19 protein-coding genes are annotated in these 25,984 nt (G+C 39.1%); 12 read left to right on the top strand and 7 right to left on the bottom strand.

Going from position 1 to position 25,984, the window contains the following annotated elements; translation table 11 throughout:
* Positions 1-162: 162 nt before the first annotated feature.
* Positions 163-3,840 (top strand): methionine synthase, encoded by a 3,678-nt coding sequence (metH, locus tag QQS39_RS16920; RefSeq protein ID WP_285805012.1) that lies wholly within the window; start codon positions 163-165, stop codon positions 3,838-3,840.
* Positions 3,841-3,973: 133 nt separating this feature from the next.
* Entirely contained in the window at positions 3,974-4,552 is a 579-nt protein-coding gene (locus QQS39_RS16915; RefSeq protein ID WP_285805011.1) for a hypothetical protein, read from the top strand.
* A gap of 60 nt (positions 4,553-4,612) precedes the next feature.
* Here the strand turns inward: QQS39_RS16915 and QQS39_RS16910 are convergent, their stop codons facing one another.
* The gene (locus QQS39_RS16910; protein WP_196736518.1) at positions 4,613-5,428 is read right to left on the bottom strand and encodes a hypothetical protein; all 816 of its coding nucleotides are present in this window, start codon (positions 5,426-5,428) and stop codon (positions 4,613-4,615) included.
* Positions 5,429-5,562: 134 nt separating this feature from the next.
* Positions 5,563-6,942 (bottom strand): lysine-sensitive aspartokinase 3, encoded by a 1,380-nt coding sequence (gene lysC, locus QQS39_RS16905; RefSeq protein ID WP_151436258.1) that lies wholly within the window; start codon positions 6,940-6,942, stop codon positions 5,563-5,565.
* A gap of 265 nt (positions 6,943-7,207) precedes the next feature.
* Between lysC and pgi the strand changes: the two genes are divergently transcribed.
* The 3 genes from pgi to ubiA all read left to right on the top strand — a co-directional run bounded on the left by pgi (position 7,208) and on the right by ubiA (position 10,468).
* On the top strand, positions 7,208-8,854 hold the full coding sequence (pgi, locus tag QQS39_RS16900; protein ID WP_285805010.1) for a glucose-6-phosphate isomerase: 1,647 nt from the start codon (positions 7,208-7,210) through the stop codon (positions 8,852-8,854).
* 221 nt (positions 8,855-9,075) lie between these two features.
* Positions 9,076-9,585 (top strand): chorismate lyase, encoded by a 510-nt coding sequence (gene ubiC / locus QQS39_RS16895; RefSeq protein WP_023583078.1) that lies wholly within the window; start codon positions 9,076-9,078, stop codon positions 9,583-9,585.
* A 28-nt stretch (positions 9,586-9,613) separates the two neighbouring features.
* Positions 9,614-10,468, top strand: a complete 855-nt coding sequence (gene ubiA, locus QQS39_RS16890) for a 4-hydroxybenzoate octaprenyltransferase (protein WP_151436256.1) — start codon at positions 9,614-9,616, stop codon at positions 10,466-10,468.
* Positions 10,469-10,571: 103 nt separating this feature from the next.
* Here ubiA and plsB read toward each other — a convergent pair whose 3' ends face one another.
* Positions 10,572-13,055: a glycerol-3-phosphate 1-O-acyltransferase PlsB gene (gene plsB, locus QQS39_RS16885; RefSeq protein ID WP_285805009.1), complete on the bottom strand. Its 2,484-nt coding sequence runs from the start codon at positions 13,053-13,055 to the stop codon at positions 10,572-10,574.
* Between the two features lie 130 nt (positions 13,056-13,185).
* Between plsB and QQS39_RS16880 the strand changes: the two genes are divergently transcribed.
* The 4 genes from QQS39_RS16880 (at position 13,186) to QQS39_RS16865 (ending at position 14,987) form a co-directional block, all read left to right on the top strand.
* A complete protein-coding gene (locus QQS39_RS16880; RefSeq protein WP_151436254.1) occupies positions 13,186-13,557 on the top strand; it encodes a diacylglycerol kinase in 372 nt (123 codons plus the stop codon).
* A 127-nt stretch (positions 13,558-13,684) separates the two neighbouring features.
* On the top strand, positions 13,685-14,296 hold the full coding sequence (gene lexA / locus QQS39_RS16875) for a transcriptional repressor LexA (protein WP_151436253.1): 612 nt from the start codon (positions 13,685-13,687) through the stop codon (positions 14,294-14,296).
* 153 nt (positions 14,297-14,449) lie between these two features.
* Entirely contained in the window at positions 14,450-14,704 is a 255-nt protein-coding gene (locus QQS39_RS16870; RefSeq protein ID WP_023583073.1) for a type II toxin-antitoxin system RelB/DinJ family antitoxin, read from the top strand.
* Positions 14,694-14,987, top strand: coding sequence for a type II toxin-antitoxin system RelE family toxin (locus QQS39_RS16865; protein ID WP_099076302.1), 294 nt, complete (start codon positions 14,694-14,696; stop codon positions 14,985-14,987). The genes QQS39_RS16870 and QQS39_RS16865 overlap by 11 nt, the downstream gene beginning before the upstream one ends.
* Positions 14,988-15,033: 46 nt before the next feature.
* Here the strand turns inward: QQS39_RS16865 and zur are convergent, their stop codons facing one another.
* The 4 genes from zur to ssb1 all read right to left on the bottom strand — a co-directional run bounded on the left by zur (position 15,034) and on the right by ssb1 (position 19,376).
* The gene (zur, locus tag QQS39_RS16860) at positions 15,034-15,564 is read right to left on the bottom strand and encodes a zinc uptake transcriptional repressor Zur (protein WP_151436251.1); all 531 of its coding nucleotides are present in this window, start codon (positions 15,562-15,564) and stop codon (positions 15,034-15,036) included.
* A gap of 286 nt (positions 15,565-15,850) precedes the next feature.
* Positions 15,851-17,413, bottom strand: coding sequence for an Eco57I restriction-modification methylase domain-containing protein (locus QQS39_RS16855; RefSeq protein WP_285805008.1), 1,563 nt, complete (start codon positions 17,411-17,413; stop codon positions 15,851-15,853).
* 2 nt (positions 17,414-17,415) lie between these two features.
* Positions 17,416-18,375, bottom strand: coding sequence for a XamI family restriction endonuclease (locus tag QQS39_RS16850; protein ID WP_285805007.1), 960 nt, complete (start codon positions 18,373-18,375; stop codon positions 17,416-17,418).
* A gap of 473 nt (positions 18,376-18,848) precedes the next feature.
* The gene (gene ssb1, locus QQS39_RS16845; RefSeq protein ID WP_099076296.1) at positions 18,849-19,376 is read right to left on the bottom strand and encodes a single-stranded DNA-binding protein SSB1; all 528 of its coding nucleotides are present in this window, start codon (positions 19,374-19,376) and stop codon (positions 18,849-18,851) included.
* Between the two features lie 251 nt (positions 19,377-19,627).
* Between ssb1 and uvrA the strand changes: the two genes are divergently transcribed.
* The 3 genes from uvrA (at position 19,628) to QQS39_RS16830 (ending at position 25,875) form a co-directional block, all read left to right on the top strand.
* Positions 19,628-22,462, top strand: coding sequence for an excinuclease ABC subunit UvrA (gene uvrA / locus QQS39_RS16840; RefSeq protein ID WP_285805006.1), 2,835 nt, complete (start codon positions 19,628-19,630; stop codon positions 22,460-22,462).
* Between the two features lie 667 nt (positions 22,463-23,129).
* Positions 23,130-24,461: an SLC5/6 family protein gene (locus QQS39_RS16835; protein ID WP_151436249.1), complete on the top strand. Its 1,332-nt coding sequence runs from the start codon at positions 23,130-23,132 to the stop codon at positions 24,459-24,461.
* Between the two features lie 64 nt (positions 24,462-24,525).
* The gene (locus QQS39_RS16830) at positions 24,526-25,875 is read left to right on the top strand and encodes an L-cysteine desulfidase family protein (RefSeq protein WP_285805005.1); all 1,350 of its coding nucleotides are present in this window, start codon (positions 24,526-24,528) and stop codon (positions 25,873-25,875) included.
* Positions 25,876-25,984: the final 109 nt, after the last annotated feature.

The raw sequence follows: 25,984 nt of genomic DNA, 5'->3' as shown, positions 1-25,984 counted from the left end.
TATGTGATAAGAAATATTTATCAAGAGTGTTTATCACTGAGTGAAAATCTCTCATCTTCGTCTTAGAAATCTTTGTAAAAAGGTATGGTAGGATAAAAAAGCAACGAAATAACAATAAAGAAAAAACCAGCACAAAAGCATTCTCAATTGAGAGGAAACAACGTGGCAAACATAAAACAACAACTGGTAGAAGCATTAGGAAAACGTATCTTAGTACTTGATGGCGCAATGGGGACGATGATCCAGCAATATCAACTTACAGAAATTGATTATCGTGGTGAGCGTTTTGCTCATTGGGATTGTGATGTTAAAGGAAATAATGACCTTTTAGTCTTAACACAACCCCAGATCATTGCAGATATACATGATGCTTATTTTCAAGCTGGCGCTGATATTGTTGAAACCAACACCTTTAACTCGACATCTATCGCGATGGCTGATTATCACATGGAGTCACTCTGTTTTGAGCTAAACGAAGAGGCTGCAAAATTAGCCAAAGCCTGTGCCGATAAATGGAGTGCTTTAACACCGGATAAACCTCGTTATGTTGCAGGTGTTTTAGGGCCAACAAACAGAACGGCATCTATCTCTCCTGATGTTAATGATCCTGCCTTTCGTAATGTTTCATTTGATAAGCTGGTGGAAGCCTATCGGGAAGCAACGCGTGGATTAATTAAAGGTGGTGTTGATTTAATTATGGTCGAAACTATTTTCGACACACTAAACGCGAAAGCGGCTATTTTTGCCATTAAATGTGAGTTTGAATCGCTCAATATTGAATTACCTGTGATGATCTCTGGCACCATTACAGATGCTTCAGGAAGAACCCTAACGGGTCAAACAACAGAAGCTTTTTACCACTCTTTGCGTCATGCTGATGCGCTCTCATTTGGTTTAAACTGCGCATTAGGCCCTAAAGAATTACGCCAATATGTTCAAACACTTTCACAAATTTCTGAAACTTATGTCAGTGCTCATCCTAATGCGGGTTTGCCTAACGCCTTTGGAGGCTATGATTTAGATGCCCAAGAAATGGCTGAGCAAATTAAAGAGTGGGCGCAAGCCGGTTTTCTTAATATTGTCGGTGGGTGTTGCGGAACAACACCTGCGCATATTCTCGCCATTTCACAAGCGGTAGAAGGTATTGCACCAAGAGTATTACCTTCCTTGAAAAAAGCATGTCGTCTTTCCGGTCTTGAACCATTAGTTATTGATGAGAATTCACTGTTTGTGAATGTGGGTGAACGAACTAATGTCACAGGCTCTGCTAAATTTAAGCGTTTGATAAAAGAAGGTAATTATCAAGAAGCGTTAGATGTTGCCCGTCAGCAAGTTGAAAATGGCGCTCAAATCATTGATATCAATATGGATGAAGGCATGTTAGATGCTGTCGAAGCCATGACACGTTTTCTTAACCTTATTGCTGGAGAGCCTGATATTGCTAAAGTTCCGGTGATGATTGATTCCTCTAAATGGGAAGTGATTGAAGAGGGACTAAAATGCATTCAAGGCAAAGGCATTGTTAACTCCATTTCAATGAAAGAAGGAGAAATCCCTTTTCTTGAACACGCTAAATTGGTGCGTAAATACGGCGCTGCTGTTGTTGTTATGGCATTTGATGAAGTCGGGCAAGCAGATACTAGAGAGCGCAAAATTGAAATTTGTCGCCGAGCGTATCAGTTATTAACCGAGCAAGCGGGTTTTCCTCCAGAAGATATTATTTTTGATCCTAATATATTTGCTGTCGCCACAGGCATTGCAGAGCATAATAATTATGCAGTTGATTTTATTGAAGTTTGTGCGGATATTAAATCTCAACTACCTTATGCCTTAATTTCTGGTGGGGTATCTAACGTTTCATTCTCATTTAGAGGTAACGATCCTGTTCGTGAAGCCATTCACTCTGTTTTTCTTTATTACGCAGTAAAAAAGGGTATGGATATGGGGATTGTTAATGCGGGGCAACTTGCCATTTACGACTCTCTACCTGATGAACTGCGTAATGCAGTCGAAGATGTCATATTAAACCGCCATGAAGAGAGTACAGATAATTTATTAGCATTGGCAGAGCGCTACCGTGGCACTAAAGGTGATGAGCAAAATCATCAGTTGGCAGAATGGCGACAATGGAATGTTGAGAAACGTCTAGAGTACGCTTTAGTGAAGGGGATCACGGAGTTTATTGTTGAAGATACCGAAGCTTGTCGTCAACAAGCATCAAACCCTATTGAAGTGATTGAAGGGCCATTGATGAATGGCATGAATACTGTTGGCGATTTGTTTGGTGAAGGAAAAATGTTTTTGCCTCAAGTGGTGAAATCAGCAAGAGTGATGAAACAAGCCGTTGCTTATCTGGAGCCTTATATTCAGGCATCTAAACAAGCGGGTAGCTCAGCAGGTAAAATCTTACTGGCTACGGTAAAAGGAGATGTTCACGATATTGGCAAAAATATTGTCGGCGTTGTTTTGCAATGTAACAACTATGAGATCATCGATCTGGGGGTGATGGTTCCCTGCGATAAGATCCTACAAACAGCGATTGATGAAAAAGTCGATATTATTGGGCTTTCAGGGCTGATCACGCCTTCACTTGATGAGATGGTGAATGTTGCCAAAGAGATGGAAAGGCGCGGTTTTTCTTTACCATTAATGATTGGTGGAGCAACAACGTCCAAAGCGCATACTGCAGTAAAAATAGAACCCAATTATAGTCATCCTACCGTTTATGTTCAAAATGCATCAAGAACCGTAGGTGTTGTTGCTGCACTATTATCTAAAACACAACAAGCTGATTTTATTGCTAAAACACGTCGTGAATATGAAGTGGTACGTCAGCAATACGCCAGAAAAAAACCGCGTACACCGCCTGTTTCTTTAGAGGTTGCGCGAAAAAATGCGCTACAAATTGATTGGCAAAATTACACACCACCAAAACCCAATCAATTAGGCGTGCAGGAGATCACTGCAAGTATTGAAATCTTACGTGAATATATCGATTGGACGCCTTTCTTTATGACGTGGTCTTTAGCGGGGAAATATCCGCGTATTTTAGAAGATGATGTAGTCGGTGAAGAGGCAAGACGTGTATTTGCCGATGCAAATGCGATGTTGGACAAATTAAGCCGTGAAAAATTATTAACACCGAAAGGAATTGTCGGGATATTCCCCGCTAATCGTCTGGGTGATGATATTGTGATTTATCAAGATGAAAGCCGACAACATGAATTATTACACAGTTGCCATTTGCGTCAGCAAACAGAGAAAAATGATTTTCCTAATTACTGCTTAGCTGATTTTATTGCTCCTGTTGAAAGTGGTGTTGCTGACTATTTTGGTGCTTTTGCCGTTACGGGAGGATTAGAAGAGGATGCTCTCGCGAATGCTTATGATAATGCCCATGATGACTACAATAAAATCATGGTAAAAGCGCTGTCAGATAGATTAGCAGAGGCTTTTGCTGAATATCTTCATCAACGGGTTAGAACTCAAATTTGGGGTTATAGCCCTGATGAAAACCTCTCCAATGACGAACTTATTCGAGAAAAATATCAAGGAACGCGACCTGCGCCGGGGTATCCTGCCTGCCCTGAGCACACAGAAAAAGCCAAAATTTGGCAATTACTTGATGTTGAAAATCGCATTGGGATGAAACTGACCGATGCGTATGCCATGTGGCCTGGTGCTTCAGTATCGGGTTGGTATTTTAGTCATCCTGATAGTAAATATTTCGCAGTTGCTCAAATTCAAAAGGATCAGGTTGAAGATTATGCAAAACGTCGAGAAATGAGCGTGAGTGAAGTTGAACGTTGGTTAGCGCCTAATTTAGGGTATGAGTCTTAGTTTATTTTTGTTTTCAGATCTCAATAATGTAATAAATAGTGAGGGGATAGCAATATCTCCTTGTTATTTCCTCTAGCCGTTCCCATTAAAGATGTTTAAGCTATAAGCCTGTATCAGAAAAAAGGACATTACAATGAGCTATACTTTGTACCTTCAGAAAACACCACCTGCTGGCGCTGAGGTGCCGTTTCCTTCTTTAGCAAAAGGAAATTATCCATTAAGTGAAGTTTTAATTAATGCTTTTTTAAATCTGATGCAACTAACTGGAAACTTAGACACTGATGCTGTTTTAGATGAAAAAGCATTTGATAAAATTTGGCTAAAAGCAGAAATGACGCCTGCACGAATCGAAGAAGTCGGGGACTATATTTATCATAAAACTCCGACTTCCCCAGAGCCTGTTGAAGAAGAAATAGCATTATTTAAACAGGCAATGAAAGAAGAAGAAGCGTTGCTTGCTCAAGAGAGTAAAAAAGAAGGGAATATCCCTATTCATAAATTTGCTACTAATGATGGTTGGATTGTCACGCCGAAAGAGTGTGAGATTATTGCTTCTACACTGACCGCTAAACAGCTAGAAGATAACCGCGTTTTTGTCGAAAAAATTGCGAAGATGTCTCATTTATCGCATAAGACTTTAGAGATTGCCTTAATTGATTTCGGTAAATTTAATCAATTTGCGAAAAAATATAACGGTTATCGGGTGTATTAAATTATTAAGAAATAGGCTTCTTATTAGAAGAAGCCTAATCTCAAAGGTTGACTTAATGGGTTAAAAATTAGCGTTTATTTTTTTGAGCTTATCTATATGTTTGTTGATGATATCTGATAGCATTTCACTACTTAAATGAGATTTTGGTTTATTTTCTTCATCTAAAATAGGGATATAGTCAGAAACCATTAATTTTAAATCCTGAATCACATTGTCTAGTTTTTTATTAAATACTGCTGCTTTTGTTATATCTCTTTGTATTGTATTTTCATCTACTTTATGAGATTTCAATAAATGATTATTAATAACTTCTCTCGAGAAAATTAATTCTTGTTTATTATATTCTGCTTGTTTCTCTACGATGGTAATACCCTCATTTCTTCTTTGTAGTTCTTCTATGCATGATTGAAAATAGATACGAGTTGTATCGGTGACTTTTTTTATCTCATTGTTGGCTTGATTAATTACATTTAATAATTTCGGATATTTCTTTATTATTTCATTTTTTTCAATAGACTTATTTCGCTCATGAGCTTCTATATTTGCTAATACACTACTATATTGAATGATTGAGTCTATATTTTTGATCTTTTGTTTTTGATGAAGTTGGATCATTGAATGAATACATTCTTTATTAACCAATAATGGATTACAGATAGAATGTATATTTTCGAAGAGATATCTGCCTGTTTCTACGTAATTAAGTATATTAAGTGTATTTTGCGCTGGTTGCTTATAACCTGCAACTGATGTGTTATGAAGAGAAATAATCTTTGTTTTTATATTGGCAAGTGCTTTTTTATCAGACTTTGTATTTAATATTTCATTTTTTATTATATTATGAATATTATTGTTTTCTGTAATATATAGCTTCATTCTTATTACTCCATTAATAGAAAGAAGTTTTCATTTTAATGGGGCTTTAATGAAGTTCTTTAATACTTAAGACACTCCTTTCATTAGGGTTGAATTTTGAGAGAGATAAAAGTTATCTCTCTCAATATCGTTATTTAAAACAACGTATCATGCAATTTACGCACAATATTATCTGCATCTTTGCCATTAACTAATAAACATAAGTTATGCGTACTTGCTCCATGGCTTATCATACGAATATTATAATTTTCTAATGCGCCAAAAATTTTACTGCCTAAACCATTAATTTGTGAAAGTGAATTACCAATCACGGCAACTAATGCCAGATCTTCTTCTACTTCAACACGACATAATGCAGAAAGCTCGGTTAATAAGGCATTTGTTAAGAGACTGCCTGATGAATTTGTTGTACCTGTTGTATCAAGGGTTAAAGCAATACTGACTTCAGAGGTTGTTATCACATCAACGGAAATATGGTGGCGTGATAAGATAGTGAAAATTTCAGCCAAGAAGCCACGCGCATGAAGCATTTTTAGGCTATGTAATGTGAGCAACGTTTGCTTTCTACGTAATGCAATCGCACGGAATACCGGCGGATTTTCTGTTTGAGCGCAAACTAAAGTGCCCCCTTCTTCGGGTGCTTTGCTGGAGCCAACAAACACGGGAATACCACTACGTACAGCGGGTAATAATGTCGCTGGGTGTAATATTTTAGCGCCAAAAGTGGCCATTTCAGCCGCTTCATTAAAGGCGATTTGATCAATACGATGTGCCTCTGGCACTATTCTTGGATCGGTACTGTAAATGCCAGGTACATCCGTCCAAATATCCACACGAGACATTTCGAGTGCTTCACCAATAAGTGCAGCCGTATAGTCACTACCACCACGACCGAGTGTTGTGGTTCTCCCTTTAGGCTCTTGACCAATAAAACCTTGAGTGACAATAACGGTTTCTTCTAGACGAGGTTGGATCAGGCTTTTTGTAAGCTCGGTAAGCTGCGCCATATCAGGTTCAGCATGACAAAATAGATCATTGGTTTTCATCACTTTTCTGACATCAAACCAATCTGCCTGTATGCCTTTTTCACGTAATAATTCAACAAATAGCAAGGTTGACATTAATTCACCGTGACTGACTAATTCGTCTGTCAATGCATCAGATGTGGCAAGTGAAGCTGCTTCAGAGAGCATCTCAATATTCTCAAGCAGGCGATTTATTTCTTGAGAAATAATTTCTGGCTGAGAAAGCTGGTTGATAATTGCATACTCAATATCACGAACTTGTGAGAGTAAAGCTTCCCGTTGTGAAGGCTCTGTACCTGCTGCAAGCTCAATTAACAAATTAGTAATGCCAGCAGATGCTGAAAGAACCACGACACGAACTGACTTTTGTTTCAGGATAATATCTGCGCATTTTTCCATTGCTGAAAAGTTAGCAACACTGGTGCCACCAAATTTAGCGATAGTGTATGGCGATGATGCAGATGAAGGCGTAGCAGTATTATCAGTCATTGTCGTATTCCTTTAGGCAAAAATGAGATGTTGGACACACTTAGGAATATCGGTTATTAAGTAGAGAGTCAATGCAGAGTGAAGAATAATCAATTTAATTAATAATCAGCTCCACATTATCGGTTTTACCTATGTAAGTAATTAGTACTAGATTTGTTGAATGGTTTTGACCAATATCATCAAATGAGAAAGAATTGACTGTAACTATTAAATGTCAGGCTACAATCTGAGAATATTGGATTGTAATCTTAAGAGAGTATTGTGAATGAAAAATGTAAACCCAACCCAAACCCTAGCCTGGAAGGCATTAGAAAACCATTTCTCGGTTATCAAAAATACCGAGATGAAAACACTGTTTGCTCAGGAACCATCACGCTTTGAGCAATTTTCAAAAACGTTTTCAGACCAAATTCTAGTGGATTTTTCAAAAAACCGTATTACGAAAGAAACATTAGAGAAATTGCAGGCTTTGGCTAAGGAATGTGACGTTAAAGGTGCGATAAATAGCATGTTTGCGGGTGAGAAAATCAACCGCACTGAAGATCGTGCTGTATTGCATACTGCATTACGTAATCGTAGCAATACTCCCGTTATCGTTGATGGCAAAGATGTTATGCCTGAAGTTAATGCTGTACTGAATAAAATGAAAACATTCAGTGAGCGCATTATTAGTGGTGAATGGAAAGGTTATACAGGCAAAGCAATTACTGATGTTGTAAATATTGGTATCGGTGGTTCTGATCTTGGTCCTTATATGGTGACAGAAGCATTACGTCCATATAAAAACCATCTTACTATGCATTTTGTTTCTAATGTTGATGGTACGCATATCGCAGAAACACTGAAAAAATGTGATCCTGAAACGACGCTATTTCTTATTGCATCAAAAACCTTTACCACACAAGAAACCATGACAAATGCACACTCAGCAAGAGATTGGTTCTTAGCTTCGGCTAAAGAAAGTGCATTTGTCGCTAAACACTTTGTGGCGTTATCCACAAACAGCACAGAAGTAGCTAAATTTGGTATTGATATTGCCAATATGTTTGAATTCTGGGATTGGGTTGGTGGTCGTTATTCATTATGGTCAGCAATTGGTTTATCTATCGCATTATCTGTTGGTTATGACAATTTTGAGCAATTGCTGGAAGGCGCTCATGCAATGGATAATCACTTTAGAACAACCGATGCTGAAAATAACATCCCAATGATCCTCGCTCTGATTGGCATTTGGTATAACAATTTTTTTGGCACAGAAACTGAAGCGATTCTGCCATACGATCAATACATGCACCGTTTTGCGGCTTACTTCCAACAAGGCAATATGGAATCGAATGGTAAGTATATTGATCGCGATGGAAACAAAGTGAGTTATCAAACGGGTCCTATCATTTGGGGCGAGCCGGGTACAAACGGGCAACATGCGTTTTACCAACTGATCCACCAAGGTACAAAAATTATCCCTTGTGATTTCATTGCACCTGCAATTAGCCATAATCCACTATCTGATCATCATGCAAAATTGATGTCTAACTTCTTTGCACAAACCGAAGCCCTCGCTTTTGGTAAAACCCGTGAGCAAGTTGATGCGGAATTTGTCGCAGCAGGAAAAGATCCTAAAACTATGGGATATGTTGCACCTTTCAAAGTATTCGAAGGTAACCGCCCAACTAACTCTATTTTGTTAAAAGAAATTACGCCTTATTCATTAGGTGCATTGATCGCAATGTATGAACATAAAATCTTTGTACAAGGTGTTATTTTCAATATCTTCACCTTTGACCAATGGGGTGTTGAATTAGGCAAACAACTGGCTAATCGTATTCTTCCTGAATTAAAAGGTAAGGAAAGTGTTAACAGCCATGATAGCTCAACAAATAATCTGATTAATCGTTATAAAGCATGGCGTTAATCGAATAAACTGAATATAAGTAGTTGGTTAGATAGAAAGGAGGTTTTTATGACCTCCTTTGTTTTTTGATTGTTTAGTGCTCCATCTGATTTTCTTTTAACGCTTTTTTAGATTATTTATGCGAAATGTTATCAGCTTTTAACTTCCCTTAGTCACATCATGATATCCTTATGCATCATGACTCACACTAGTTAGGATCATCAAAGCGTGATGATGAATAAATGTTCAAAAAATCAATAATTACCCCTGCACCTATCCATTGGCTACCCAGTGAGGAACATGCAAGTATTCAAGAAAGTACATTAAGTTGGTTAATGGAATTAGGCTCCATGACAAGGCGATTTGAACAATATTGCCAAAAAGTCACTGTAATGCCTTATCAAGAAGGATTTATTGACATTATTGAACCCGCTGACGAAAGAGCGTGTTTACCCAAAAGTCAGCGTTATTGGTTAAGAGAAGTGGTATTGTGTGGTGACGATATTCCTTGGTTATTAGGGCGGACGTTAGTACCAGAAGAGACATTGACAGGCGAAGACAGAAAACTGGTCAATCTAAGAACCGTTCCACTTGGGCGTTATCTGTTTCAGGAAACAACATTAAGCCGGGACTTTATTCATATCGGGCAACAAAATGGGTATTGGCTACGCCGTTCTCGTTTCCAGCTTTCAGATAAACCTTTATTATTAACCGAGATGTTTCTACCGGCATCACCAGTGTATGAGAAGTAATTAGGGGGAGCTAAAATTGGAGGGAAGTATGACGCAAAGTAAATGGCAAGCATATAGCCGTTTAATGCGTATAGATAAACCTATCGGAGCGCTATTATTACTTTGGCCAACTTATTGGGCTTTATGGATTGCCGCTAAAGGTTTTCCTGATTGGCATATTCTGATTGTCTTTACTATTGGCGTGTTCTCTATGCGTGCCGCTGGGTGTGTAATAAACGACTTTGCTGACCGGAAAATTGATGGCAGTGTTGAACGAACTAAAAATCGACCATTACCTAGTGGGGCTGTGACAGAAAAAGAGAGCAAAATTCTATTTATCGTTTTGGTACTCTTGTCCTTTGCATTAGTTTTAACACTTAATACTATGACTATTTGGCTCTCTGTGGCAGGGCTTGCACTGGCGTGGTTTTATCCTTTCGTTAAACGGTTTAGTAATTTACCCCAGCTTATTTTAGGTATGGCTTTTGGCTGGTCAATCCCGATGGGATTTGCTGCCGTTTCTGAAAGTTTGCCATTAGTGTGTTGGCTATTATTCCTTGTCAATATTGTCTGGTCTGTAGTTTACGATACACAATATGCCATGGTTGATCGTAATGATGATATAAAAATTGGGGTTAAATCTACCGCCATTTTATTCGGTCGTTATGACAAAATTATTATCGGTATTTTACAGCTGGTGATGTTGGCATTATTAGTGGGTATCGGTATTTTGCTGAGTCTGAAAGGTATCTACTACTGGTCGCTATTGTTAGTCACAGCGCTGTTTATTTATCAGCAGAAACTTATTGCAGAGCGTGAAAGAGCGCCGTGTTTCCAAGCTTTTATGAATAATAACTATGTTGGTTTTGTTTTATTTGCGGGCATTTTATTTAGTTATTTTTAACAGATCATAAGTGCTAAATGGTTCTCTACAATCGAGTAGAAACAAAAAGGGATAAGCAATGCGCTTATCCCTTTTCTATTTCAGTCATGGCTCTATTTACTGATTACTCATCAGCTTTTGGCTCACTTTTTTCGTCAATAGTCTGTGCTGAATTGTTATCTTCAGTGATCCCCACGCTTTCAATGGTTAAGCGAATTTCTGGTGACATTAATTTTGCAATCACTTGGTAAAGGGCAGAAGCATCTGCTTTTAGAATATCTTCATTATCATTGAGATACCCTTCTTCACGTAGCGTTGAAACTAAAGTAGAGAACACCGCTTTATCAAAGAACTCAGGCGCGTTGATACCATGCAGGACTGAAAGACGTTGTGCCAAGATACGGCTCTCTTTTTCCAATAATGCACGGCTAATTTCAGGGGCAAAATTGAGTAAAGAAAGTGTAATACCATAGCGCTGTAATGTTTCTCTGACACTGGCAGCTAAAAGCTGTAATGGGCGAATACGTGCTGGGTTGATACGCAGTAAGCCATCACTATCACAACAAATCAGGCGCTGACGGCACAATTCCGCGATTAACGTATTAATGACTTCAGGGAGTTCTTCTTTCTCATAACGAATAAATAGTTCTGCTTTAATAAGAGGGAAGATTAGCTCAACTTGTTTCATTAAATCATCACGATGAATTTTTTCATGATGTAAGATGATGCTGGCAATTAATGACGGAGTGACCATTAAGTGGATTGTGTTATTACGGTAATAAGTCATTAATACCGCGCTTTCACGAGGAAGCACCACAATATCACCCAGACTGTCTTTTTCGACTTGGAATTTATCTGATTGTAAAGCGTGTTCTAATAAGGCTTCAGCATTTTTATCAGACACAATCATATCTACCGAATAAGGCACATTGCGTAATAATTGCAGATAACAATCTACTTGCTCTAACAGTTGCTCTCTTGTGAGTGCGCGCTGGCGTGATGCCAACAAGGCTGTTGAAACAAGGTTGATCGCATTAATTGATGCTGCATTATTGATATGAACCATAATGTTATCAGCGAGGGTGCTTACTGCTGGGTTTAACCAACTTGGGCGTTGTGGCTCAATAGGATCAATATCATCACGCCATTGTGGCACAGCCTGATTTAAATATTGTACAACAGAAATTGGCTCACCAAAGTTCACATAGCCTTGACCAAGGTTACGTAATTTACGTAATCCTCTGACCATCTGCATAAGGCCTTCTTTCTCTTTTGTTGCTCCGCGTAACTCTTTGGCATAGGTTGCCACTTCCATTACGTGCTCATACCCAATGTAAATTGGAACAACAGAAATAGGACGTGTTTCACCGCGTAACATGGCTTGTACCGTCATTGAAAGTGTTCCTGTTTTAGGATCTAACAATCGACCTGTACGAGAGCGTCCACCTTCAACGAAATATTCAATGGAATAGCCTCGTGTAAATAGCTCACCTAAATATTCGCGGAAAATAGTGGAGTAAAGCTTGTTACCCTTAAAGGTTCTTCGGATAAAGAAAGCCCCTAAACGGCGGAAAATCGGACCTGCTGGCCAGAAATTAAGGTTAATCCCTGCCGCAATATGTGGTGGTACTAAACCTTGGTGATAAAGCACATAAGAAAGCAGCAAGTAGTCCATGTGGCTACGGTGGCAAGGAACATAAACGATCTCATGCCCATCTTGCGCGAGTTTGCGCACGCGTTCGGCATTATAAACGTTGATACCTTGGTAGAGCTTATTCCATGTCCAACTTAATACGCGATCACTCATACGCACCGCTTCATATGAGAAATTAGCTGCAATTTCTTCCATGATATCAGTGGCATTTTTACGCGCTTTATCCAGTGAGATTTTCTTCGCTTTTGATTCATCTTCAATTGCTTTTTCAATGGCTTTCGATGAAAGCAATTTATTGAAGAGATCTTGGCGTGCTGGCAATTTAGGGCCAACTGCCGCTAAACGTTGACGTGAAAAGTGGATACGCGCAACGCGAGCGAGTTTTCGAGCTATACTGGTGTCAGTGCCGTGTTCGTTCGCCATTTCACGCATTGATACAGTGGGTGAAAAACGAACAAAACTATCACGACCTAACCAGAGGATAGCGATAAATTTTTGGATACCATTAAGCACACGTAAATGTGGAACACCATTATGGCCTTCACGACCTGGAGAGCGTCCAAACATCACAGAAACAGGCAACATCTCGATATCAAGATGTGGGTTATTACGATGTGCATCAAGATAAGCGTGAAATGTCTTCACGGAATCTTTTCGAGGATCGGGAGAGTAGTAACGGAATACTCTTGGACCGTCATCAATAAAGACGTATGCAGGAAGTTTTGTTCCGCCTATTTCAATAGGTTGCAGTGGATCTGGCAATCCTAATGATAGACATTGCTGCCTTAAAGTCAGTAAGTCTGCCTTGGAATGATAAGGCAGAACATAAAGAAAAGATCGCGACGTATCTAATCCTAATTCTGTGATAGGGTTAGTCGGAACTCGTTTGCTTTTTACCAGTAATTTTAGTGGTAAATTCAATGTGTTATAATATAGTTTACGCCAAGCTGACATAAATAGTTGTAGCCTCTTATTAGCAATACTTCGAAAGCATAACAGAAAGTCTTTCGTAGATCTGTGGTGCTGTGACAATATTAATAGAGAAAAGTGGCAAAATAATCGTTTGTTTTCGATAGAGTTTATTATGGCTAATCAAAATAAAGGTCTTACCCGAATCATTAAAGCTGGTGGCTATTCATACAAAGGCATTCGTGCCGCTTGGATTAATGAAGCCGCTTTTAGACAAGAAGCTATTGTGACCTTGGTTGCAATTATCCTTTCATTTTTCATCGATGTCAGTGGTCTAGAGCGCATTTTACTCATTGGTTCCGTTGTGTTGGTTGTGATCTTGGAACTGGTAAATAGTGCGATAGAAGCCGTTGTCGATCGAATTGGATCTGAATACCACGAATTATCCGGACGTGCAAAAGATATGGGCTCTGCCGCCGTTCTGCTCGCTATTATATTGGGATTATTTACTTGGGTAACCATTCTTTGGGGGCATTTCTTCGCATAAAGTTAAAAAATTCGATTTTTGTCGAAAAATAATCCAAAGATGCGTGTTTTATATTCATTTAAGGTTTCAAATCGTCATATACCTGTATATACTCACAGTCTGACTGTATAAACAAACAGGGGGCGGAATGAAAGCATTAACTGCAAGGCAGCAGCAGGTTTACGATTTGGTTCGTGATCACATTTCGCAAACGGGTATGCCACCAACACGGGCTGAAATAGCTTCCCAACTTGGGTTTCGCTCACCAAATGCGGCAGAAGAGCACTTAAAAGCTCTTGCTCGTAAAGGTGTGATAGAAATTGTCTCTGGTGCATCCAGAGGTATCCGTTTGCTAATGGAAGAAGAGCCAGAAGGATTGCCATTAATTGGGCGAGTCGCAGCTGGCGAACCACTTTTAGCGCAAGAGCATATTGAAAGCCATTATCAAGTTGACCCAACATTATTTAAACCAAGTGCAGATTTTTTATTGCGCGTTAATGGTATGTCAATGAAAGATATCGGTATTATGGATGGTGATTTACTCGCTGTGCATAAAACGCAAGATGTTCACAACGGGCAAGTCATTGTGGCTCGTATTGAAGATGAAGTGACAGTAAAACGCCTTAAGAAAAGCGGTAATAAAATAGAGCTTCATGCAGAAAACCCTGAGTTTTCGCCTATTATCGTCGATTTACGCGAACAAAGCTTTACTGTGGAAGGTTTAGCCGTTGGGGTTATTCGTAACGGCGAATGGCTGTAATTTGTACCAATGTAAGTCAACACAACTTATTTTAAAAAGATGCAGATGATGTGTAAAACCACAAAATCATCTGCATTTTTATTTTGTATAAAAAAACATCATTGCACTACAAATGTAATTACAATATGATGAGTTTTAATTATGGAGGTGTTTATGACAACAATACAAGTTAGAGTAGACGATGAGCTAAAAAAAGAAGCTTATCAAGTATTTGAAAAAATGAATCTATCTCCTTCAGATGCTATAAGATTGTTTCTACGTTATGTTTCTGAAAATGAAAAGTTACCTTTCTCTGAAGTTTCTGTCGTTGTTGGTGAACAAGACGAAGATGAGGATATTTTAGCTGTTGTACGTGAGCGTTTGAAGAAACCATGTAAACGTATAAGAGTAAATATTGATGATCTTTAATATTGAGTTTGATAAGCGTGCATTAAAAGAATGGCAGAAACTTGATCAAAGCATTAAAGAACAATTTAAAAAGAAATTAAAAAAATTACAGGAAAACCCTTATATAGAGTCTGCTCGCTTAAAAGGTGATCTCTCGGGTTGCTATAAGATTAAATTACGAGCATCTGGTTTTCGATTGGTTTACCAAATCATTGATTCAGAAGTCGTTATTTTAGTTATTGCTATTGGTAAGCGTGAAGAAAGTAAAGCGTATTCATTAGCTGAAATGAGAATTCAAAAGTAGAACACGTATTAGCCAGCATTTAGCTGGCTTTTTGTATTTTATAAGCTTAACGAGGTTTATAGTCACCGGTTTTTTTCTGCTTAAGATTATCATCCATACTGTGATCATGATGACAACCTTCCGGATGTGTACACTCTTGTGCTTCGTGGCACTGTGAACACAATCCATGAATTTCGATGACGCTATGTCGTAAATGAAATCCACTCTCTTTTGCCAGTAATGAAATTGAATTTTCGATTTTATGACTGTTCTTTTCCGTGACAGATAAACAACGATCACAAATTAGCATTACTGACGTATGTTCAACATCATCAAAATGATGACAAAGTACATAACTGTTGGTGGATTCAATTTTATGGATAAATCCTTGCTCAAGTAAAAACTCTAACCCACGATAGACGGTTGGTGGTTTTGCTTGTGGCTCTATTTGGCGTAATAAATCCAATAAGTCGTATGCGCTGATAGCAGAAGGTTGCTGCATTATCAGACGTAATACTGCCAGACGTTGTGAAGTCAGGCGAACACCTCGTTTCTGGCAGATCTTTTCTGCCTGAGCGAGCAATTTATCTTCATTCATGGGGATCAGATGCTCTCAGACGTTATTAATGGCACAGATCCTATCATATTTTTCAAGAGTAAACCTTTGTGTAAAGTGGGGTTTTATGAAAATAACTTTTCATGGTGATCTATCATGATCATCAACAAAAAACCCAGCCTAAGCTGGGTTAATTTTTTAGATGGTTTTTTCTGAAATATTATCTTAAAGTTTATATTCACCTATTACCTATACAACACCATAAAGACAAATTATATAAAGTATAAAAAATATAATGCAAAGAATTATATAAGATTATAGTTTGCGATTAGTTTAAAACTTTACTTTTTGTAACACCAATCGAATTCAACTCAATCAATTCGGCAATAGCCTGAGCAGGAACATTTGCTAACTCTTTAGGCTCCATTTTATGCATCCCACCACCATAGACCCGTCCTTCATCAAGAAGCTCATTCACTGTAATATTATTCAAAGCATCTATCACCATCTCATGTAGCGCAGAACAATTATTTAATGCAGCCTGAAGGTTAGGCAAGGGATATAGTATCAAATACGAGTTTGCTACAATTGCATCAGAGTTATTCAAGATAAAACGAAATGGTTTCCTCCCTTCCGCATTGGATCTACCAATATATGTACAGTAAAAGCGACTTTCTTGACGATTTTCCTGAGAATACCAAATCTTACGATTCTTACACAAATAGCGTTCAGAAACTCCTAATTCAATTCCATGCTGCAAGTATTCAAAAAGTGCAGGGTATTTAGACTCTACTTCAGTTAAAGGTATCTTCGAATCCAATACGAAAAGTTGATTATCAATCATAGGATAACCTACTTCATCCCTTTCAATATACGACTCTTTCAAATACCTCGGGCTTGGTAAAATTGGTCTAAACTGTTCGAGTGGCAACCCTTTTTCCTCAATTTGAGTCCGGTTCAATACAAAAAATTTATTATCACCTGTTGCAATACCGCGTTTAACAGTAAAGAAATCGCTTATTTTTAAGTTAACGTCGTTTTTTCTTACTTTATTCAGAGGAAACCTTGTCCACTTTTTCTCATTCCATAATGCAGAGGATGCGATATTTTTTTCTACCGCTGGTTCATCTAATGTTCCGCCATAGGAAAACCGCACTTTGTGATTCTTCGGAGGTTTCTTGTTTTTTATCCAAACAACAGCAGATGAAACCAACGCATCGTCAAACTGAACATTATTTGGATCATAACGATGTATCTGGAGCAAAGTGACTTCTTCTAATAAATATTTTTTTACAGCGTCACCATAATTTACATCCATAAATTCACTTGGTATTAGCCAACCTGCGATTCCATTTTCTGCCATCCACGGATGGGCAAGAGCCATGAAGTAACAGTACAAACCGGCCAAACTAGATAGTTCCATATTGGATGCTTGCTTGGCTAAACGTTGCAGTATTTCTTTTTTACCAACTATGTGGTGATGTCTAACATATGGCGGGTTGCATATCAGCAAGTTGACTTTCTCATCTTCGGAAGGTGGAGAGATTTCAGTAAAATCAGCCAACTGATAGTCAAGTATACTTTGCTTCCATAGCTCTTTTGAAGGAACTGCGTAATGAGGATCGACTTCAATTCCTAATGCCGACTCAATGCTCTTCTCAGGAAAAACAGTGTTCAAAGCACTAAAAAATGAACCAGTTCCAAAAGCAGGATCAAGAAATTTTACCTTCTCACGTTTTGGAAATATCATTCTAGCGTGCGACAACACTTCAAGTGCCAATTTGTTAGGGGTGGAAAATTGCCCCATGACATTTCGTGCCTCTTGAGTTTTCATTGCATCGAGTTCGACTTGAATATTTTGTCGCTCTCTTTCTATATCATTAATCACCACTGTTAAAATCCAAATTTCTCAAAATCATTGATTCTATGTTCCCACACCCAATCAATTCCTTCTGCGGCTTCATAACCTAGGTAGCCAGAGTCAAAATAACCACACAAAAACAGATCAAAAGTTACTTCGTGTCCATACGTTCTGCGCAATTGTTGAATCTTTATTGCTTCTTCTTTTCGTCGTTTATTCGTGTTGGTAAAATCTCCAGCAGACTTTGCCTCGAATAGCGCGGGGAATTCTCCTTTTTGAGCATATTTCCGCTTAATTACAGCATCTACAGGAATGTTAACTCCAAAACCAGCCCCGTTAGAGACAGGTATATTAAATCTAAATGAAAATGTCCCATTTGGCATTTCTCGCCAATCATTAACCGCTCCTGGAAGTAGCTCTCGATACCCCCTTGCTTCAAGCCAGTTTTTAATTGCTAGTAACTGTCTTTGTTCTTGAGCATTCCGAATAATGGGATCTGCTTCGGAACCACAGAGGCGATCTGCGACAATGGTAGATGCACGACGAACCTCTTCATATGTACCAGTATCGCCCCTATGCTTCCAAACAAAAATATCTGGGTCAGCCATCTTTTCAATGATTGAACCAATCCTATTTAATTGATCAAATAAATCATAATCAGTCATCCTAGGAGGAATACGCCCAAATTTTTCCATAGATAAAACCAGATTTGGCGATACCCCAGCTAAACCAATTAGTCGATCACGAGCTATAGGAGGACATGTAGTCATTCTTAGCATAGAAATAACCCATGGATGACGTATTAAAGTGTCAGGATTAATGTCTGTCAAATTACGAGTACTTATAAGGGCTTCCTCTACTTTAAAAGTAGTTTTTACTCGTGTTTCTCGGAAAGCTTTAGGCGCAAAATTCAAGAACCAGTTATTATAAAAATCAACAGATTTAGCTATATCTAACTTCCATTGATCTATATTATATTTATTTACCGCCATTATAGCTTACCCCTATTAATGATGTTTATTTATACTTGATGAATCAAAAAGTGACTATAGCTTACCGTTTTTGATTATCTGAACGCTCACGATCACTTTTTAGCAAGGGTATGTTAAGTAGAGACTCCTTAATCCCTTTTTTGTATGCATTGTATTGCCATATCGTAAACATCTGTTTATATTTTCGATTTTGCTCTTTTACTTCTGCCAATTCAGCTTCAAAGTTTGCAATACGTGAAGCAGTAGCGTTTAAACTCGCTGGTCTAGGTTTTTTTGAGGTTTTCCCTTTTAAGGTATCTTTTTTTACTTGATAAGCTGTTGTTATGGCTTCATGCGTATTGAGCGACAGCCTTGTAGGTAGCTTCCCTAAGCTAATCCATTCTTTACACTAAAAACTCAATCACAAAAACAAAAAAGCCCTTTTAGTTAAGGGCTTAATTCTAATCTTTTACATAAAACATCTCAGGTGACCGTTAGAACGGAATATCGTCATCAAAGTCCATTGGTGGTTCATTGCTTGGTGCTGGAGCCGCTGCGGGTTGTTGTGCAGGGCGAGATTGTGCGCCACCGCTAAATTGTTGTGATGCTTGTGGTTGTTGTGGTTGACCCCAACCGCCTTGACCGCCTTGTGAAGGTGCGCCATCTTGACCACCACGGCCACCTAACATCTGCATGGAGCCACCGATATTGACCACAACTTCAGTGCTATATCTGTCTTGACCGCTTTGGTCTTGCCATTTACGTGTTTGTAATTGACCTTCGATATACACTTGTGAACCTTTACGCAGATATTCGCCCGCAATTTCCGCTAATTTGCCGAAAATTACCACACGGTGCCACTCGGTTTTTTCTTTCATTTCACCGGTTTGTTTATCGCGCCAGCTTTCTGATGTTGCCAGTGTCAGGTTTGCAACTGCACCACCACTTGGCATATAACGGATTTCTGGATCCTGCCCTAAATTACCGATAAGAATAACTTTGTTTACGCCTCTGCTCGCCATGTGCGGTACTCCTGCGAAAGTAAATTTTTTGAAATCATAAGCGAATAAGTTTATCACGTACGCTAAAATTTGAATATGACGTGTGATGAATTTCTCATTTGTGAAGATTGTCGATATTTTTTGTCTCAAAATGACAGAGTTACATCATCAATCAATTTCACTATATATACTGTATATCCATTCAGTTAACTTTGTGTCATAATTATCCGATTCTTTCTTTTTCGGCGACTCTCTCAATCCGGGATATATTCATGGATAAAATCGAAGTACGGGGCGCTCGCACCCATAATCTAAAAAATATCAATTTGATCATTCCTCGCGATAAACTGATTGTTATTACGGGGCTTTCTGGTTCAGGTAAATCTTCTTTAGCCTTTGATACGCTTTATGCAGAAGGGCAGCGACGCTATGTCGAATCGCTTTCTGCCTATGCTCGTCAGTTTCTTTCGTTAATGGAAAAACCTGACGTTGATCATATTGAAGGCTTGTCTCCCGCTATTTCGATTGAGCAGAAATCTACGTCGCATAACCCGCGTTCGACTGTGGGAACGATTACAGAAATTCACGACTACTTGCGTCTTTTATTTGCTCGTGTGGGGGAGCCTCGTTGTCCTGATCACGATATTCCATTAGCCGCTCAAACCGTTAGCCAAATGGTTGATAATGTACTTGAGCAACCAGAGGGCAAGCGCTTAATGCTGTTAGCACCTGTGGTGAAAGAGCGTAAAGGTGAGCATATTAAGTTGCTCAACAACCTTGCTGCCCAAGGCTATATTCGTGCGCGTATTGATGGCGAAGTGTGCGATCTCTCTGATCCTCCAACACTAGAATTACAGAAAAAACATACCATTGAAGTAGTGATTGACCGTTTTAAAGTGCGTGACGATCTTGCTCAACGTTTAGCGGAATCTTTTGAAACCGCATTAGAGCTTTCTGGTGGTACTGCTGTTATCTCTGATATGGATGATAACAATGCCGATGATATTGTTTTTTCTGCAAACTTTGCCTGTCCTGTTTGTGGTTATAGCATGAGCGAGCTAGAACCTCGTTTATTCTCCTTTAATAATCCGGCGGGTGCTTGTCCAACTTGTGATGGTTTAGGTGTTCAGCAATTTTTTGATCCTGAATTAGTGATCCAAAATAGAGAAATCTCTCTTGCTGGTGGGGCAATTAAAGGATGGGATCGCCGTAACTTTTACTATTTCCAAATGCTTCGCTCATTGGGTGAGCATTATCATTTTGATGTTGAAGCGCCTTTTGATTCGTTACCGGATAACATTCAAAAAGTCATTTTAACGGGCTCAGGCAAAGAAAATATCGAATTTAAATACACCAATGATCGTGGTGATGTTGTTGTGCGTCATCATCCTTTTGAAGGTGTATTAAATAATATGGAACGCCGTTACCGTGAGACAGAATCTAGTGCGGTTCGTGAAGAGCTTTCTAAATATATTAGTAACCGCTCTTGTGCTTCTTGTGGTGGTACACGTTTACGTCGAGAAGCGCGCCATGTGTATGTTGAAAATACCACATTACCTGAAATAGCAGATTACAGCATTGGTCATGCAATGACCTTTTTCCAAAATCTAAAATTGAGTGGTCAGCGAGCGAAGATCGCAGAAAAAGTCTTAAAAGAGATTAGTGACCGATTAAAATTCTTGGTCAATGTGGGATTAAACTACCTCACACTTTCTCGTTCTGCGGAAACTTTATCAGGGGGAGAAGCACAACGTATTCGCTTAGCGAGTCAGATTGGTGCGGGATTAGTTGGCGTTATGTATGTGTTGGATGAACCTTCAATTGGGTTACATCAACGAGACAACGATCGTCTACTTGAAACGCTGATCCACTTGCGTAATTTGGGTAACACGGTGATCGTTGTAGAGCATGACGAAGACGCCATTCGTGCCGCTGATCATATTATTGATATTGGCCCAGGTGCGGGTGTTCATGGTGGTGAAATTGTTGCCCAAGGGACGCTTGAAGATATTATTAATAACCCGAATTCATTGACGGGGAAATTCTTAAGTGGTGAACGCCGTATCGCAATTCCAGAGCAACGTGTGCCTGTTGATCGCGAAAAAATGCTGACCATTCTTGGAGCAAAAGGCAATAACTTAAAAAATGTAAATCTAAAATTACCCGTAGGTTTATTTACTTGTATTACAGGTGTTTCGGGATCAGGTAAATCCACGCTGATCAACGATACGTTATTCCCTATTGCACAACGCCAATTAAATGGGGCTACAAACAGTGTACCTGCGCCTTATTTAGATGTTGAAGGGCTAGAATATTTCGATAAAGTCATTGATATAAACCAAAGCCCTATTGGCCGTACCCCTCGTTCAAATCCTGCAACTTATACAGGTGTCTTTACACCTATTCGTGAGTTATTTGCAGGTGTACCTGAATCTCGTACTCGTGGTTATACACCAGGTCGCTTTAGTTTTAACGTGAAAGGCGGGCGCTGTGAAGCTTGCCAAGGTGATGGTGTTATTAAAGTAGAAATGCACTTTTTACCGGATGTATATGTGCCTTGTGATCAATGTAAAGGTCAACGTTATAACCGTGAAACCCTTGAAGTAAAATACAAAGGAAAAAATATTCACGAAGCGTTGGATATGACCATTGAAGAGGCGAGAGAGTTTTTTGATGCCGTGCCTGCGTTAGCTCGTAAACTACAAACATTGATTGATGTTGGTCTTTCTTATATTCGCTTGGGGCAATCAGCAACGACTTTATCGGGTGGTGAAGCACAGCGAGTTAAGTTAGCAAAAGAGTTATCAAAACGTGGTACGGGACAGACTCTTTATATTCTCGATGAGCCTACAACAGGGCTTCATTTTGCTGATATTGAGTTGCTACTTGAAGTGCTTCATCAGTTACGTGACCAAGGTAATACCATTGTTGTTATTGAGCATAATCTTGATGTGATCAAAACAGCAGACTGGATTGTGGATCTTGGCCCTGAAGGCGGAAGTGGTGGTGGTCAAATTTTAGTGTCAGGCACACCAGAGCAAGTTGCAGAGTTTGAAGGCTCGCATACTGCAAGATTCTTAAAACCAATCTTAGAGCGGGGTTATTAAGATAACACTACTTATTCCCTTATGATCTAAGCGCTACGAACAATAAACACTTTACTGTTTGTAGCGCGCTTTCTTCAAGAAAAGTAAATCCATCAGGTGCGATAGAATTTAATTCTATCGCAAATAGTATTCTTTTGAGGCTATATACTTCCTTATCTATTTTTAATCTTATTAGTCGCCTATTTTTATAAAAAATAGATTAAATGGTTAATTATGCTGTTTTGTAACGGTATTTTAACCAAATACGAGATAACAAAGCTAAATAGAAAGGATTATCATAGACTATCGTGATGGACAGCACAGTTTATTTGGTGATTTGTTTCAATTGTTATACTTGACTATTATTGTATAACAATAGATATTTTTGATTATTAATCAATTAGTTATTTGTTTCTAAAGGTTACAGTAGAGGGAGGGTTATTATTTACTGTGCTCTTTGAACAGATAATCCTACTTTTCTCCTTACGATAGAATTTTTTTCTAAATCATTTCGGGCTATCACGATTTATAACAACTTTTTTCTCCGTAATATTTCCTATCATTTACCCATAATAAATAATACCTGCAAAAAGTAAGGCTATTTCGACATCGCAATGTTAGATAGACTTTTTTACCCCCAAAATTCGTTTTGCTATTAACAATTACAATATAAAAAGTGAGTACTAATATGGAAACGGCTTCCTCAAAAACAGAGACCACAAGCTATCCCGCAACTAGTGCTGGCGCTCGCCGCGCAGGTATGACAGAACAAGAATGGCGTGCAGCAATTAAATTTGACGGCAATGATGCGGGCTGGGTTATCATGAGTATCGGTATGGCTATCGGTGCAGGTATTGTATTTTTACCTGTGCAGGTAGGTCTGATGGGATTATGGGTTTTCCTACTATCCTCGATCATTGGTTATCCTGCTATGTACCTTTTCCAACGTCTATTTATTAATACGTTGGCTGAATCTCCTGAGTGTAAAGACTACCCAAGCGTTATCACCGGTTATCTCGGTAAAAACTGGGGTATTTTATTAGGCGCACTCTACTTTGTGATGTTAGTCATTTGGATGTTTGTTTACTCAACGGCAATTACCAATGACAGTGCTTCTTACTTACAAACATTTGGTGTTACTGACGGTTTACTGTCAGAAAATCCATTCTATGGTTTGATCTTGATTTGCGCTTTAGTCGCTATCTCTTCTCGTGGTGAACAATTACTGTTTAAAGTATCAAGCTTTATGGTACTGACTAAACTGCTTGTGGTCGCAGCGTTAGGGATCTCCATGATTGGTATGTGGCATCTTTATAACGTGGGTGCATTACCACCAGCTGGACGTTTAATCAAAGAAGCAATCATTACATTACCTTTTACCCTGACTTCAATTCTGTTTATCCAAACATTAAGCCCTATGGTTATCTCTTACCGTGGTCGTAATAAAAACCGTGAAGTTGCTCGTCACAAAGCGTTACGCGCAATGAACATCGCGTTCGGTGTGTTGTTCTGTACGGTTTTCTTCTATGCAATTTCATTCACATTAGCAATGGGTCATGATGAAGCCGTTAAAGCGTATGAACAAAATATCTCTGCATTAGCGATTGCGGCGAAATTCTTCCCTGGTGGTTGGGTAACTGTTGTAAGCGTTATGTTGAATATCTTTGCCGTAATGACTGCATTCTTTGGTGTCTACTTAGGTTTCCGTGAAGCGACACAAGGGATCGTTATGAATATTCTGCAACGCTATCTCCCAGCAGACAAAATCAACCAAAAATGGGTACAAAACGGCATCATGATTTTCGCTGTGCTTTTAGCATGGGGGGCAATCATCCTGAATGCACCAGTGCTGAGTTTTACCTCAATTTGTAGCCCTATCTTCGGTATGGTGGGTTGTCTTATTCCTGCATACTTAGTGTACAAAGTACCAATGTTACACAAATACAAAGGTGCATCGCTCTACCTGATTATTTTTACCGGTTTACTGCTCGTTATCTCTCCGTTCTTGGCATTTTCATAGTCGCCAACTTCGGTTCTAGTTAGGCGTTGTTTTTAAAAACTAAATTAATCCAAGGTGTTAGATTATGAGCCAGAACAAAAATTCTCATTTATGGTCACAGTTTGTTCGTCAGTTACGCGAAGGTGTTAAGCCAGCAGTAGGGTGTACTGAGCCAATTTCATTAGCATTGGCAGCCGCGAAAGCAACTGCGCTTTTAGGTGAACCTGTTGTTCGTGTCGAAGCTTGGGTTTCACCAAATTTGATGAAAAACGGAATGGGCGTAACAGTGCCGGGAACGGGAATGGCTGGGCTACCTATTGCAGCCGCATTAGGTGCGACAGGAGGAGATCCTGATGCTGGGTTGGAGGTCTTATTAAAAGCATCTGCTGATGCAGTTGCTCAAGCTAAGACACTGGTTGCTCAAGGTAAAATCACAGTGGGCGTAAAAGCACCTTGTGAAGATGTTCTTTACTCTGAAGCGAAAGTATATAGCCAATCTGGTTATGCCATCGTCAGTATCGCAAGAGAGCATACACACGTTGTTCGCTGTGAATGTAACGGTAACGTTGTTTTTGAAGAAGATAAATCAGCGCTTACTCATCATTGTGGATCTACTGATGAAAAACCTTTTACTGATGTTTGTGCTGAAGATATTTATCACTTCGCACTTAATGTGCCAGTGAGTGAAATTGAGTTTATGCTCAATGCTGCTCGTTTAAATGGTGCTTTATCAGAAGAAGGATTACAAAACACCTATGGATTAGCCATTGGTCGTACCTTAATTCTGCAACAAGAGAAAGGTTTGTTAGGTAAAGACTTACTTAATGAAATCATGATCAGAGCATCAGCAGCCTCTGATGCTCGTATGGGTGGGGCGGTATTGCCTGCAATGAGTAATTCAGGCTCGGGTAATCAGGGCATTGCCGCAACATTACCTGTAATGGTGGTTGCTGAATTTATTAAAGCAGATGATGAAACCTTACTGCGTGCATTGGTTTTATCTCACTTAATGGCAATTTATGTTCATAGCCATTTTCCACCACTTTCCGCCCTTTGTGCTGCAACAACCGCTTCAATGGGAGCAGCCGCAGGAATGGCATGGTTACTCACAAAAGATTTCAACACAGTCAGTATGTCTATCAACAGTATGATTGGTGATATCAGTGGCATTATCTGTGATGGCGCATCGAATAGCTGTGCAATGAAAGTATCAAGTAGTGCAGCGAGTGCTTATAAAGCCGTATTAATGGCGATGCAAAATCAAAGTGTTACGGGTACTGATGGTATTGTCAGTGACGATGTCGATAGCTCAATAGCGAATCTCTGTGCATTAGCGAGTCGTGCAATGCAACATACCGATATTCAAATCATTGAGATTATGGAAGAAAAAGCGCGTCGTAATGCTGGGGAAAAGAAGCAAGCTGTCAATATATAAAAGGCGAAAACCTAAAGCGACAGTGATGTTGTGATGCAGTATTGCAGTAAAAAGAAATACCTGCTTATGAAAATAGGCAGGTATTTTTTTATCGTGAAATTGTGTTGAT

Origin of the sequence: Proteus appendicitidis (genome assembly GCF_030271835.1) — a bacterium.
GTDB classification, from domain to species: domain Bacteria; phylum Pseudomonadota; class Gammaproteobacteria; order Enterobacterales; family Enterobacteriaceae; genus Proteus; species Proteus appendicitidis.
This window is presented reverse-complemented; position numbering and strand designations above follow the sequence as displayed.